Genomic DNA, 14236 nt, shown 5'->3' with positions numbered 1-14236 from the left:
TGAATTTGAGCGCTTAACATTGATTAATATGAAAAAATGCTATCACATATCATTAATTTCAGTTTAAAGAATAAGCTTATTATTCTATTATTTACCGTATTCATAGTTGGCTACGGTCTATTTGCCCTTTCACAAATTCCGATTGGGGCAGTGCCAGATGTGACGAATAACCAAGTTCAGGTAATTACCACGTCGCGTAATCTTTCTACTCAAGATATGGAGCAATTTATCACCTATCCGGTAGAATTGGAAATGGCAAACTTACCAGGGGTTAAGGAAATTCGGTCCGTATCAAAGTTCGGTCTATCGGTAGTAACCATAGTATTTGACGATGATTTAGGAACTTATTTACCAAGACAGTTAATTGCCGAAAAAATAGCTTCTGCTTCAGAGAAAATACCTGCAGGTTTTGGCACGCCACAAATGGGGCCAATAACTACTGGTTTAGGAGAAATCTATCAATATGTACTTGAAGTTGAACCTGAGTATAAAGATGAGTATACCACCACAGATCTAAGAACAATTCAAGATTGGGTCGTTAAGCGACAATTGTCTGGTATACCCGGTGTTGTTGAGGTCAACACTTGGGGCGGATTTTTAAAGCAATATGAGGTTGCTATAAATACCCAGAAACTTAATGCAATGAATATCACCGCTAGCGATGTGTTTAAGGCATTGGAAAGTAATAACAGTGTTTCTGGTGGTGGCTACATAGAAAAAGTAAATCAGGCATTTTTTATTCGTGGTGAAGGATTGGTTTCATCGCTAGAGGACATACGAAATATCGTTATCGAAAATAAAGACGGTATCCCTATTTATATTAAGGATATTGCCACGGTAGATTTTGGTAGTGCCATACGTTTTGGAGCAATTACTGGTAATGGCGAAGGTGAGAAAGTCATGGGGCAAGTCATGATGCTAAAAGATGCGAACTCTAAAAAAGTAATAGAGGCGGTTAAAGAACGTGTAACTGAAATTTCAAAGTCGCTACCGAAAGGGGTTTATATTAATCCGTTTTTAGAGCGAAGTGAACTAATAGCGAAAACAACATTTACAGTAACTGAAAACTTAGTTTTAGGATGCTTGATTGTCATCTTCGTGGTCGTTTTGTTATTAGGGAACTTCAGGTCAGGTTTAGTCGTTGCATCGGTAATTCCGTTGTGTCTGTTATTCGCATTATCACTCATGTATATATTCGGGGTGGATGCCAACTTAATGAGCTTAGGAGCAATAGATTTCGGTATTATCATAGATGGTGCGGTAATAATTGTAGAGTTCATAGCCTTTGAAATAACCAGAAAACAGCATGCTCTAAATAGTTTAGACAAATTAGAGAAACAACATCTAAAAGATGAAATAACCTTTAATGGAGCCTCAAAAATGATGAATTCTGCCATATTTGGGCAACTCATAATTTTAATAGTTTTTATACCCATTCTATCTTTAAGTGGAGTAGAAGGCAAAATGTTCAAACCCATGGCATTGACTTTTAGTTTTGCTTTAATAGGGGCAATGATTTTGTGTTTTACCTATGTGCCAGTAGCTGCATCAATTTTCTTAAAACCGTCTAAAGAATCTGATAAGAATATTTCGGTTCGTTTAATGAAATGGTTGAACAAGAAATATGAGCCAGTTATAGATTGGGCATTACAAAGTAAGAAATTGGTCTTGGGAGTTGCATCAGTACTTCTTTTAGGTGCAATATTTTTATATTCCTCTATGGGTGGGGAGTTTGTACCCACATTAGATGAGGGTGATTTTGTGATACAACCAGTTTTAAAAACAGGAACATCATTAAGCAAGACCGTTGAGATTACTACTGAAATAGAAAAAATACTATTGAAGAATTTTCCAGAGGTAGAGCAGGTGGTAACAAGAATTGGTGCAGCAGAAGTACCCACAGATCCCATGTCTATGGAAGAAAGTGATGTCATCATTAAATTGGCTCCAAAAGGAGAGTGGACAAGTGCTGATTCTAAAGATGAACTTGCAGATAAATTTAAGGAAGCGTTGGCTGTAATACCAGGTATGGAAGTAGAGTTTACCCAACCTATAGAAATGCGATTTAATGAATTGATCACTGGTGTACGAGCAGATATCGCTATTAAGATATTTGGACCAGATTTAGATGTTCTTGCTAAAAAAGGAAGCGAAATTGGTAATTTGATTAAGGATGTGGAAGGTGCAGCAGATATTAGTGTGGAGAAAATTGCTGGATTACCTGAAATGAGTGTTGACTACGACCGTGCTAAAATTGCCCGATTTGGATTGAATATTCAAGAATTGAACGACATGGTATCCATGAGTTTTGCTGGCAAAACAGCTGGCAGTGTTTTTGAGGGCGAAAAACGTTTTGATCTCGTTGTGCGTTTAGATAAGGCAAAGCGACAAGATATAGATGACCTAAAAAACTTATATGTAGACCTACCAACCGGTGGTAAAGTTCCATTGAGCGAATTGGCAGATATCAGTTATAAAAAAGGTGCAGCCAAAATATCTAGGGATGATACAAAAAGACGGACCGTAGTAGGAGTCAATGTGCGTAACCGCGATTTACAATCGGTAGTAGATGATGTGCAAAAACTAATTAATGAAAATGTGAAATTACCTGCAGGTTATACCATTACCTATGGTGGTCAATTTGAAAATTTACAGAGTGCCCGTGACCGATTGCTAATAGCCGTACCAATAGCATTAGTATTGATATTTGTACTGTTATATTTTGCTTTCAAATCGGTAAAAGAAGCACTTATGATCTATTCCGCTATTCCATTAGCAGCGGTAGGTGGCGTATTGCTTTTATGGATGAGAGGTTTGCCATTTAGTATTTCTGCAGGAGTAGGTTTTATAGCACTTTTTGGTATAGCCGTGCTAAACGGAATAGTTTTAATAGAACATTTTAAGGAGCTTAAAAACCATTCATTCAATAGTATGGAAGATTTAATTAAACAGGGGACTAAAGATAGGTTAAGAGCGGTATTGCTTACTGCTTCTGCCGCTGCACTTGGCTTTCTGCCAATGGCGATATCTACGAATGCAGGTGCAGAAGTGCAAAGACCCTTGGCAACTGTAGTAATTGGGGGCTTGTTTACGGCTACTATTTTAACCTTGGTGGTTTTACCCGTATTGTATTCCATTTTTGAAAGCCATGATAATTCAAGAAAACCAATTTCTAAAACAACTTTAAAAAATGGTATTGCGTTTATTGCGATTCTTGTTTCTGTTGGAGTTTCGGCACAAGAATCAAAAAGTCAAAAGCTTGATGAATTAATACCCTTAGCTATTGAAAACAACGTGGGTTTGAAAGCCGGTAAATTAAAAGTAGAGGAATCTCAATCAATGATTAATAGCGCGTTTAATTTCAATAAAACGCATGTGTATTATGAATACGATGAAAATAATCTTGCCATTAACGATGTGCCGCTAAAGGTATTTGGTATCCAGCAAGATTTTCGTTTTCCTACGGAATATTTTTCCCAAAAGAGGGTGAATAAGGTGAAGAATAATCTGGTGCAAACCGAGTATGATATTCAGAGTAAAGCTATAGAAAGAGATGTAACGATTGGGTATTATGAGTATCAAATTGCACGTGAAAAAGTAAGGGTGTATAAAAGGTTAGATAGTTTGTACGCTAATTTTTCATCTGTAGCAGCCAGAAAATTCGAATTGGGAGAAACCAATTATTTAGAAAAGATAACAGCAGCTTCAAAACAGCGAAAAATCAATCTAGATTACCAACAAGCTATTCAACAGGTGTCAAGGGCATATGCTAATTTGACAAGAATAATTCAAGTTGAAGATAACTTAGTGCTATCCGAAGAAATGAATCTAAAAATAGATTTGAAGGATATAACTATTGAAAGCACTCCAGAGATTGCCTATTACGAAACTAACATGCAATTAATGGCTGCCGAAAGTAATTTTGAAAAACAGCAACTACTGCCAGATATTAGTGTAGCCTATTTTCAAGGTTCAAACTCAGAACTGAATGATAATCTTTTAGGATATCAAATGGGGTTGAAAATTCCATTGTTATTCAGCGGGCAAGCGGCTAGAATTAAAACTTCTAAAATTGCTAAAGAAAGGGCAGTAATGGAGTCCATTGATTATAAAATTCAAATAAAGTCGAAGCAGGAAATTTTACTCGAAGAAATTTCACAGATTCAAAATTCGTTGAATTATTATGAAAATGAAGGTGCTAAGCTATCCGATGAAATTTTAAAGACCGCTCAAATTAGTTTTAAAAATGGTGAAATTGATTTCTATCAATATATACAGAGCTTAGAAAGTGCCTATGATATAAAATTGGGCTACCTAGATAAATTGTGCGAGTACAATGAAGCCGCAACAAGCATTAATTTCTTAACCTTATAAATACTGCATCATGCAAAACCATATATATAAAATTTTAGTCCTTTTTACTTTCGCAATGCTATCAAGTTGTGGAGATAAAGAGAAGCAATCAAATGAAAATGCGACATTAGAAACAAATACAGATGATCGTATTCAAGTTACCCAAGAACAATTTGACCAAAACAACATGAGTTTAGGGCAAATTAAAGAAAGTGATTTCCCTATAATGGTAACCACATCAGGTATGATAGATGTACCGCCAGAGAATAGGGCGGTAGTTAGTGCTACCATGGGTGGTTATATTAAAACGACACCTTTGTTAATTGGTGATAAGGTTCGTAAAGGTCAGTTGTTGGTGACTATAGAAAATCCGGAGTTTGTATCCTTACAACAAGAATATATGGAAGTTCATGGACAGCTAAGTTATTTAAAGGCAGAATATGACCGTCAACAAACCATGGTTGCCGAGAAAATATCTTCACAGAAAAGTTTTTTAAAAGCCGAGAGCGATTATAAAACTGCAGTTGCCAAGTACAACGGTTTACGAAAGCAATTAAATATGTTGAATATATCTACAGAGCAAGTTGAAAAGGGAATAATAATTTCGGTAGCATCTATTTATGCGCCAATAGATGGCAGTATAACAAAGGTGAATGTCTCAAGAGGAACATTTGTTTCACCGTCAGTTTCAATCATGGAAATCATTAATAATGATCATATACATTTAGAACTTTCGGTTTTTGAAAAAGATATTTTGAAGGTGAAAAAGGGGCAATCAGTGGAGTTTAGAATTCCAGAATCTTCAACAGAAACCTTTAAGGCAGAAGTTCATTTGGTAGGTACTTCAATTGATGAGAATAGAACCATTAAAGTACATGCGCATTTAGAGAACGAAGAGGCAGCCAATTTTTTAACAGGAATGTTTGTTGAGGCAAATATCATTTCAGATTCATCAACCCAATTGTCATTGCCTACAGATGCTATAGGTGTAATTGATGACCAATCGTATGTTCTACTTTTAGATGAAACAAAAGAGGGAAATTATTATTTTAAACAATTGCCAGTACAAACACAGGGTAGTTATCAGAATATGACCGCTTTAGATAAAAAGGCAGTTTTTAAGGAAGGAGCACAATTTTTAACAAAAGGTGCGTTTAGCCTGATAGGAGAGTAAATGAATGATGGCTTTCTAATATTATGACAATAATGTGATTTTAAAAGAAAGGTAATGGTATAATAATTGACTTAGGTTAAGTTAAGTACAATAAATAAAAAGACATGAAAAAGTATATATTGTTAGTATTGTTTGTAGCAACCGGAGTAGGGACGTCGTTTGCACAAGAATGGCAAACCGATTTTAGTACCGCTAAAGAAATGGCGAAATCTAAAGACTTACCTATTGTTTTAGTGTTTCAGGGTTCAGATTGGTGTGCACCGTGTATAAAGTTAGATAGAGCTGTATGGGCTACTGATGAATTTAAGGTTTATGCGAAAGAACATTATGTAATGCTACAGGCAGATTTTCCACGCAGAAAAAGTAATGCACTGCCAGAAGAACAATTGAATAAAAACAAAGCCTTAGCAGAAAAATATAACAGGAACGGAGTTTTTCCTTTCGTTGTTGTTATGAATGCTAAAGGGGAGGTTTATGGAGAAACTAGTTATAAAAAATTAGCTCCAAAAGAATACATAAATGAAATGAATTCATTCATAAAATAAGGTGAAGAAGTTAGTATTCATATTAACATTTTTTTCTGTTTGTCTGCTCGTTGCTCAAGAGCCATATAAACGAACCCTAAAGTTAATGGGTAGCCGTTTTGACATTACGGTGGTAGCTAAAGATCCTGTTGAAGCGAATGAATATATTGATTTGGCTGTCAATGAAATAACAAGAATAGAGCAGTTAATATCTTCATGGGATTCAAACTCGCAAACATCGGAAATCAATAGAAACGCAGGTATTAAACCTGTAAAAGTTGATACCGAGTTATTCGATTTGATTCAAAGGGCAATAGGTATTTCTAAGTTGACCGATGGAGCTTTTGATATCAGTTATGCTTCGATGGATAAAATTTGGAAGTTTGATGGTAGTATGACCGTTATGCCTTCTGCAGATTCAATTAAAGCTTCGGTTGAAAAAGTGGGTTTTCAAAATATAGTGTTAGATAAAGAAAGCAGTACTGTGTTTTTGAAGCTGAAAGGAATGAAGCTTGGCTTTGGTGCAATTGGTAAAGGTTATGCAGCAGATAAGGCTAAGGACTTATTGATTTCAAAAGGTGTTGTGTCAGGTATTATCAATGCTTCAGGAGATATGAATACCTGGGGTAAGCAGCCCGATGGTAGCGAATGGAAGGTTGCTATTACTAATCCTATGGATAAGAATAAGGTGTTCGCCTTATTACCTATAACTAACGGGGCAGTAGTGACATCAGGTAATTACGAGAAGTATGTGACTTTTAACGATGTTCGATATACCCATATTATCGACCCTCGAAGTGGGTATCCAGCAACAGGTATAATAAGTGTTACCGTGTTTGCCCCAAAAGCAGAATTGGCAGATGCTTTGGCGACATCAGTATTTGTGATGGGCATAGAAGTGGGGTTAAACCGTATTAATCAATTACCAAAAGTAGAATGTATTATAATTGATGATAAAGGAAATATCATCACATCGAAAAATATAGAAATAGAAAAATCATGATAAAGAAGATTTTGATTATTGCTGTTATTGCCAGTTCATTTGGCAGTTGTACGGTGCTTAAAGAGTACGAGAAAATAAATATTAATGATCCAGATATGGTTTTGCAAGATAAAAAGGCAGACCGTAATTTAACTACAATGCATTCCTATAGAGAGGCAGCTGTAGGTGCTAATGGAGGAAAGACTGGCGGAGGCTGTGGATGTAATTAATTAAAATAGAATTTCATAAATAATGAAAATATTTAAATCGATTGGTTTTATAGTGACTCTACTTTTGGTTGCGTCGTGTTATTCGCAACAAGCTCAAGATTCTGTAAAAACATATAAGAAGAGAGTTTTAGAGACTACCGAGGTGGATTTCTTGACAAGCTATTACTCGCAAGAAGGTGACAATGCTGCTGTAAGTGGAGGTTTAGGAACCGAAGAGCTTACAGACTTTACAGGTACATTTGTAGTGTCGATACCATTAAACGATGATGAAATATTAACTATAGATGCGGGCGTTTCTGCGTACACATCAGCATCTTCGAGTAATGTTGATCCATTTGATGGCGGGCAACCGGCAGATCCGTTTGTAGCTAGTTCTGGAGCATCTAGTTCAGATACTTGGGCAAACATATCTGGTTCCTATAGTCATAGTTCAGATGATAGAAATACAATTGTAACGGGTAAACTATCGGTATCTTCAGAATACGATTATTTCTCTTTAGGTTTTGGTGGTGGATTAACGAAACTATATAATGAGAAAAATACAGAAGTTAGTGTAAATGCTAATGTATATTTAGATAAATGGAATGCTCTTTATCCCTCTGAATTAAGACCTTTTGCCAGTGGAGCAAATGGTTTGGCTAATGGTTTTTTTACCAATAATACAATTACTGGAAATACTGACTACAGTCCTATTTTTACTGAGTTCACTGATGAAACTAGAAATTCCTATTCTCTAGGATTTGGATTTTCTCAAATTCTGAGTAAGAACCTTCAGGGATCTTTGGCATTAGATTTCATACAACAGCAAGGATTATTATCAACTCCTTTTCAACGTGTGTATTTTGCAGATGTAGCAGATTCATTTATTGAAAATTTTCAATTGGCAGATGCAGTAGAACAATTACCTGATAGCAGGTTTAAAGTAGCTGTAGGTGGTCGTTTAAATTGGTATGTTAATGAGACAGTTGTAGTACGCAGCTTTTATCGATATTATTCTGATGATTGGGGTATTAGTTCGCATACTGCAAGTGTAGAAGTACCTATAAAACTGTCAGATAAGTTTACGATATATCCTTCTTATAGATATTATCAGCAGACAGCTGCAGATTATTTCAATGGTTATGAAGAAGCCTTGTCTACAGATACTTTTTACACTTCGGATTATGATTTATCGGAGTATTCTGCGAATCAATTTGGTATGGGAGTTTCGTATACAGATATATTTACCAAAATGCATATCTGGAAACTAGGTCTTAAAAGTATTGACCTTAAGTTTTATAAATATGACAGGGATACCACCTTTAGTTCTAGTATAATTACTGCAGGATTCAAGTTTGTAATGGACTAATTAACGAAGTAAAATAGATTTAAAAGCAGGTCGTAAGACCTGCTTTTTGTTTTTTCTAAATGGTTATAATTTTCAAATCATTTAGAAATAATCAATTGAAATAACTAACTTTTCAATTATATAAAAAAGCAATAAAATTTTAATCTGAATGGAATTGAGAAAGGAATATGACCTTGTTTGTGTAGGTGCAGGTATTATGAGCGCCACGTTAGCATTGTTGGTAAAACAGTTAAAGCCAGATCTTAATGTACTGATCGTTGAACGATTAGATAAAGTAGCGCAAGAAAGTTCTGCTGCTTGGAACAATGCAGGAACAGGACATTCTGCACTATGTGAACTTAACTATTCGCCAGAAGATGAAGATGGACAAGTGAACATAAAAAAGGCAATTGACGTCTGTACACAATTTGAAATTTCTAAGCAGTTTTGGTCTTTTTTGGTTAGTGAAGGTCTAATTAAAGACCCAAAGTCATTTATTACTCCAGTTCCTCACCATAGTTGGGTAAAAGGAAAAGAGAATTCAGATTATCTAGAAAACAGGTATAAGGCATTGAAAGAACATTTTATGTTCAATACCATTGAGTTTACTAGAGAGATAGCTAAAATGAAAGAGTGGTTTCCTTTAATGATGCATGGCAGAACAGAAGATGAGGTTATGGCAGGCTCTAGAATAGATAGAGGTACGGAAATGAACTACGGCTCGTTAACAGAACAATTGTATGCTATACTTGAGAAAGAATATAATACAAAAATATTGTTCAACACCGAAGTAGAAGATATTGATCCCGATACCGATATCGAATGGCTTCTTAAGATGGAGGATAGAAAAACAGGTAAGAAGGCAACGGTAGACGCTGAGCATGTTTTTATTGGCGCAGGTGGAGGTAGTTTGTTATTGCTTCAAAAAGTAGAAATTGAGGAGAAGGACGGTTATGGAGGTTTCCCGGTAAGTGGGGAATGGTTAGTCTGCAAGAATAGAGCTATTATAGAGCAACATAATGCCAAAGTATATAGTAAAGCTGGTATAGGTGATCCGCCAATGTCCGTTCCGCATTTAGATACCAGATATATTAATGGTAAAAGAGAATTGTTATTTGGACCATTTGCTGGTTTTAGTCCGAAATTCTTAAAAGAGGGTTCTAATCTAGATTTGTTTAAATCAATTAATTTTGAGAATATACCATCTATGTGGGGTGTTTTTTGGCATAATTTACCGCTGACAAAGTATTTGGTAGAACAAGTAGCTATGAGTTTTGATGATAGAATGAATTCGCTTAGAGAATTTATTAAAGAGGCAAAAAATGAAGATTGGGAAATATTAGTTGCCGGTCAAAGAGTTCAAACAATTAAAAAGGATGACTTTGAAGGTGGTTCTTTAGAATTTGGAACACAATTGGTTAGTAGTAAAGACGGTAGAATAACGTGTCTTTTAGGTGCATCTCCGGGAGCATCAACTTCAGTAAAAATCATGTTAGATGTTCTTGAAAAAGCATTTCCTGAATTAACTGAATCTGAAAGCGGAAAACGACAGCTTAACAATATGGTGACTTTTTATAAAAAAGAGGTAACTAAAGAAATGTTTAAAGAACAGCTAGAAAAATCAAACGCAATTTTAAGTTTAAACGGTTGATTATTAAGCTCATTTAAGCTATATTTTTTTCCATACCCAGTAATAGAACACAATAAAAATAGATAAGTTGCATTATCATTATTTACTATAGAGTCAACAATTAAAAATGCGATTTAGATTTCCTTTATTTTTTCTTCTCATAATTAGCTTTGTATCACAAGCACAGTTAAGTGATTTGGCTAGAATTGATTTTACGTATATCCCGAATAAAGGGTCTGATGTAGAATATACTAGGTCTAGGGTACTTATAAATTATCCAATTCGTTTAAAGGGAGAAGGGAAGTACTTATTCGTCGGTTTCGATTATAGTAATATTCATCTTCGTTTTAAAGATGAGAATTTACCTTTTGATAGAGACTTACTAAATGATTTTCAAGTATTAGATCTTACCATTGGGTATACAAAACCACTTAAAAATGGATGGCGATTAGGTGTTCGTTTTCAACCAGGTATTAGTACAAACAATACAGCCAAAAGCTTAACTGCAGACGATGTTGTTTTTTCCGGCGATATTGTTTTTGTAAAGAAGTTTGAAAAGGAGGCCTACAAGCCCTCAAGGTTGATAGTTGGTCTATCGTATTCACAAAATAGGGGATATGTTTTTCCATTACCGTTTATAAGCTATTATAAAAAATTCAGACCAGACTGGTCGTTTAACATAGGAATACCGAAAACCAATTTACAATACCATCTATCTGAAAGGCATCGTCTAAAGTTATTCGCCCAACTCGATGGTTTTACTTCTAATATTCAGAATGGAGCTTTGGTCAACGGAACTGAAAATGCAGAGATTATAAATATGTCCTTGATTAATGGTGGTTTGCAATATGAGTATCATTTAACGGATAACTTACAATTAGGTTTACGTGCAGCCTATAATTTTAGTCTCAGCAATAAACTTAAAGATGGTAGTAATAATAATATATTAACGATTGATAATGATTCTAGAAGTTACTTTAGGGCAGTATTGAAATTCAAGATTTAATTTATACGCTTTTAAAAATTAAAAACGCCAGAAAAGAAATTTTCCGGCGTTTTCGTTTTACAATAGCATAAGGGCATTAGCCAATTACTGATTTCTCAGTAATAAATGGTTGATTATAATGTCTTTGGCCAGTAGCTTTATATAAGGCATTTGCCAAAGCTCCTATTATAGGAGGCAAAGAAGGTTCTCCTAGACCAGTTGGATCAATACCATTATCTACAAAATAGCATTCAATTTCTTTTGGTGCTTCTTTATGTCGTATTAAGCGATAGGTATCAAAATTAGCATGTTGAGGTTTACCATCTTCAAAGGTCATTTCGCTATAAGTTGCATGACCAATACCATCTATGATACCGCCTTCTATTTGATTTTTTGCTGCCATTGGGTTTATAACAATACCACAATCAACTGCACACCATACCTTGCTTACTTTATGTGGCGTTTCATCTGTTGATAGATCCAGTACTTGTGCAACATAAGAGTTATGGCAATAATATGATGAAACACCTCTAGCTGTTCCATTTTTTTGATTTCCATCCCAACCAGCTTTTTCTCTAACTAATTTAAGAACACCTGCGTAACGCTCAGGGTCATAGTCATTATTTTTTGGGTCACCCACAGGATTTTTAATTGCTCTGTCAAATAACTCTAGTCTAAATTCAATAGGGTCTTTTCCTGCAGCCTCTGCAACTTCATCTATAAAAGCTTGTTCGGCACCTGCCACAAAGTTAGATCGTGGTGCACGCCATGCTCCTGTAGTTACATTGGTTTCTAAACTAAATTTTTCAGCCAAGTAATTATCTACTGCACCTGCAGGAAATCTATTTTCAAATATCAAATCATCATTTGATCCAGCACCTTTCACATGCCAAGCAATTAGATTTCCTTCCTTATCTATTCCAGCTTTATACTTTACTTTATACGTTGGCCGGTATGTACCTTGGGTCATATCATCTTCACGAGAATAAACCAATTTAATCGGAGCCTGCATTTTTTGTGAAATAACGGCAGCCTCTACACCAAATGTTCCATATAGTCGCCTTCCGAAACCACCACCCATACGGGTCATTTTTATATCAATTTTTTCCACTGGCAAATCTAATCGAGATGCAAGGGTTTTTTCTAGAAACTCAGGAGTTTGAATGGGACCGTTCAATATCGCCCTTTCACCGGTTACGTCGGCGTAAAAATTCATGGGTTCCATAGTATTATGGGCCAAAAATGGAGCACTGTAAGTGCGCTCAATAATTTGAGCAGCTTTTTTAAATGCACTAGCCACATTACCATCTTTACGAGCTGGTTCTTTAGAAGAGGTATTTAATAATTTTGTCAATGCCTCATCATGACCTGTAGTACTTTCTAAAGTAGAAGTTTTCTCCCATTCAACGTTCAATGCTTTTTTTGCCTGCATGCATTGCCAAGTGGTCTCACCGACGATAGCTACTAATTTATCTATAGCACCACCATCTGACCATTGTCTTTCAACACCTTCAGGATACACATCAATAGGAAAAACATCTTTTATACCTGGCATTGATTTAACCGATGCTGCATCCATAGATTTGTACGTCATTCCAAAAGCAGGTGGATGAACTATCATAGCAATCATCATACCTTCCTCTTGAATATCAATTCCGAATAAAGGTTTTCCTGTAACCAAATTTGGTCCGTCTACATTTCTTCTATCTGTCCCTATAATATCAAAATCTTTCGTTTCCTTAAGTGAAACTTCTTCAGGAACAGGCATTGTTGCGGCCAAAGATGCCATTTCGCCAAAACCAGCCGATTTATTAGAGGCTTTATGACTTAAGACGCCTGCGCTTGCAGTAATTTCTGAAGCAGGTACTTGCCATGCATCTGCTGCTGCTGCAATCAACATATGCCGAGCGGTTGCCCCAGCCATACGTAAACCTTGCCAACCGGCACGAATAGATTGGCTGCCACCCGCTAATTGTCTTTGAAAAATATCGGTATTTAATGGCGCCTGTTCTACGATTACATTGTTCCAATCTACATCTAATTCATCTGCCACAATCATTGGCATTGATGTTTTTACGTTTTGACCAATTTCTGGATTAGGAGACATTATGGTAACCATTCCATTCTCCCCAATTTTTAAAAATCCGTTTATATCGAACCACTCTTTTGGCATGTTACTAACTTGCTCAGGTGTTGGTTTGCATGATGCTAACCAACTAAATCCTAAAATCATACCTCCACCTGCAAGGGAACTACTTTTTAAGAAAGAGCGTCTATTATATGTTGTTTTTATTAGAGTCATCTGTTTGTTTTTTAATGAAAGTTAAAATCCCAAAATTGTGGGTCACTTGTTTTACGCATTTGAAGTATTGGCAGCGTTTTTAATCGCTTTCTTAATTCGCGTATATGTGCCACAACGACAGATATTACCGTTCATAGCATCCTCAATCTCTACATCTGATGGATTAGGATTTCTTTTTAGAAATGCACTAGCATTCATAATCTGACCTGCCTGGCAATATCCGCATTGGTAAACGTCTTCTTCTATCCAAGCTTTTTGTACCGGATGGTCTCCTTTCTCTGATAACCCTTCAATAGTGGTAATTGATTGTTCGCCAACTGCAGAAACAGGTAGTTGACAAGAACGTACCGCATTATCACCTAAATGAACGGTACAAGCACCACATTGTGCAATGCCACAACCAAATTTTGTACCTACTAATTTTAGATGATCTCGTAATACCCAAAGCATTGGTGTAGACGGATCTACATCTACTTCTTGGGTTTTTCCATTAACTTTAATACTGAAATTTGCCATTAGTTTTTACTATTTAATTGAGTCCCTTGAAATTAGGTAATTTTTTAAAGTAATTAGGGAGATTGACTAATAAAGTATCTTAAAATTTGGATTAAAGGGGGAATAATATATAAATCAAACGAAATAGTAGGTTATTTTAATTTCATATTTAATAAAATAAAATTATTGTTAGATATAGAATAGAGTAAAACAAATAACATTCTACAGTATAAA

Annotated in this window: 10 protein-coding genes; 8 read left to right on the top strand and 2 right to left on the bottom strand. The window is 35.5% G+C overall.

Going from position 1 to position 14236, the window contains the following annotated elements; genetic code table 11:
- The first annotated feature begins 36 nt into the window (after window positions 1-36).
- The 8 genes from AAC084_RS18145 to AAC084_RS18110 all read left to right on the top strand — a co-directional run bounded on the left by AAC084_RS18145 (window position 37) and on the right by AAC084_RS18110 (window position 11226).
- Window positions 37-4374: a CusA/CzcA family heavy metal efflux RND transporter gene (locus AAC084_RS18145; protein WP_339841671.1), complete on the top strand. Its 4338-nt coding sequence runs from the start codon at window positions 37-39 to the stop codon at window positions 4372-4374.
- Between the two features lie 10 nt (window positions 4375-4384).
- A complete protein-coding gene (locus AAC084_RS18140) occupies window positions 4385-5527 on the top strand; it encodes an efflux RND transporter periplasmic adaptor subunit (protein ID WP_339841670.1) in 1143 nt (380 codons plus the stop codon).
- A 104-nt stretch (window positions 5528-5631) separates the two neighbouring features.
- Window positions 5632-6072, top strand: a complete 441-nt coding sequence (locus tag AAC084_RS18135; protein WP_339841668.1) for a thioredoxin family protein — start codon at window positions 5632-5634, stop codon at window positions 6070-6072.
- Window position 6073: 1 nt separating this feature from the next.
- A complete protein-coding gene (locus tag AAC084_RS18130; protein ID WP_339841667.1) occupies window positions 6074-7054 on the top strand; it encodes an FAD:protein FMN transferase in 981 nt (326 codons plus the stop codon).
- Window positions 7051-7263 (top strand): DUF4266 domain-containing protein, encoded by a 213-nt coding sequence (locus AAC084_RS18125; RefSeq protein WP_291787746.1) that lies wholly within the window; start codon window positions 7051-7053, stop codon window positions 7261-7263. The genes AAC084_RS18130 and AAC084_RS18125 overlap by 4 nt, the downstream gene beginning before the upstream one ends.
- Before the next feature lie 22 nt (window positions 7264-7285).
- Complete coding sequence (locus AAC084_RS18120) at window positions 7286-8611, top strand: DUF3570 domain-containing protein (RefSeq protein ID WP_339841666.1); 1326 nt, start codon at window positions 7286-7288, stop codon at window positions 8609-8611.
- 148 nt (window positions 8612-8759) lie between these two features.
- Window positions 8760-10241 carry a malate dehydrogenase (quinone) gene (mqo, locus tag AAC084_RS18115; protein WP_339841664.1) on the top strand — a complete coding sequence of 494 codons (1482 nt, stop codon included), beginning with the start codon at window positions 8760-8762 and terminating at the stop codon, window positions 10239-10241.
- A gap of 106 nt (window positions 10242-10347) precedes the next feature.
- Window positions 10348-11226: a DUF6268 family outer membrane beta-barrel protein gene (locus AAC084_RS18110; RefSeq protein ID WP_339841663.1), complete on the top strand. Its 879-nt coding sequence runs from the start codon at window positions 10348-10350 to the stop codon at window positions 11224-11226.
- Between the two features lie 76 nt (window positions 11227-11302).
- Here the strand turns inward: AAC084_RS18110 and AAC084_RS18105 are convergent, their stop codons facing one another.
- Both AAC084_RS18105 and AAC084_RS18100 read right to left on the bottom strand, forming a co-directional pair.
- Window positions 11303-13507: a molybdopterin cofactor-binding domain-containing protein gene (locus AAC084_RS18105; protein WP_339841662.1), complete on the bottom strand. Its 2205-nt coding sequence runs from the start codon at window positions 13505-13507 to the stop codon at window positions 11303-11305.
- Between the two features lie 51 nt (window positions 13508-13558).
- Entirely contained in the window at window positions 13559-14023 is a 465-nt protein-coding gene (locus AAC084_RS18100) for a (2Fe-2S)-binding protein (RefSeq protein WP_339841661.1), read from the bottom strand.
- Between the last annotated feature and the right edge of the window lie 213 nt (window positions 14024-14236).

It is taken from the genome of uncultured Maribacter sp. (assembly GCF_963977385.1).
In the GTDB taxonomy this organism is placed as follows: Bacteria; Bacteroidota; Bacteroidia; order Flavobacteriales; family Flavobacteriaceae; genus Maribacter.
This window is presented reverse-complemented; position numbering and strand designations above follow the sequence as displayed.

Excerpts from the sequence above, each read along its gene's own strand:
- AAC084_RS18145 (WP_339841671.1), top strand. The coding sequence starts at position 37 with ATGCTATCACATATCATTAATTTCAGTTTAAAGAATAAGCTTATTATT.
- AAC084_RS18140 (WP_339841670.1), top strand. The coding sequence starts at position 4,385 with ATGCAAAACCATATATATAAAATTTTAGTCCTTTTTACTTTCGCAATG.
- AAC084_RS18135 (WP_339841668.1), top strand. The coding sequence starts at position 5,632 with ATGAAAAAGTATATATTGTTAGTATTGTTTGTAGCAACCGGAGTAGGG.
- AAC084_RS18125 (WP_291787746.1), top strand. The coding sequence starts at position 7,051 with ATGATAAAGAAGATTTTGATTATTGCTGTTATTGCCAGTTCATTTGGC.
- AAC084_RS18120 (WP_339841666.1), top strand. The coding sequence starts at position 7,286 with ATGAAAATATTTAAATCGATTGGTTTTATAGTGACTCTACTTTTGGTT.
- mqo (WP_339841664.1), top strand. The coding sequence starts at position 8,760 with ATGGAATTGAGAAAGGAATATGACCTTGTTTGTGTAGGTGCAGGTATT.
- AAC084_RS18110 (WP_339841663.1), top strand. The coding sequence starts at position 10,348 with ATGCGATTTAGATTTCCTTTATTTTTTCTTCTCATAATTAGCTTTGTA.
- AAC084_RS18105 (WP_339841662.1), bottom strand. The coding sequence starts at position 13,507 with ATGACTCTAATAAAAACAACATATAATAGACGCTCTTTCTTAAAAAGT.
- AAC084_RS18100 (WP_339841661.1), bottom strand. The coding sequence starts at position 14,023 with ATGGCAAATTTCAGTATTAAAGTTAATGGAAAAACCCAAGAAGTAGAT.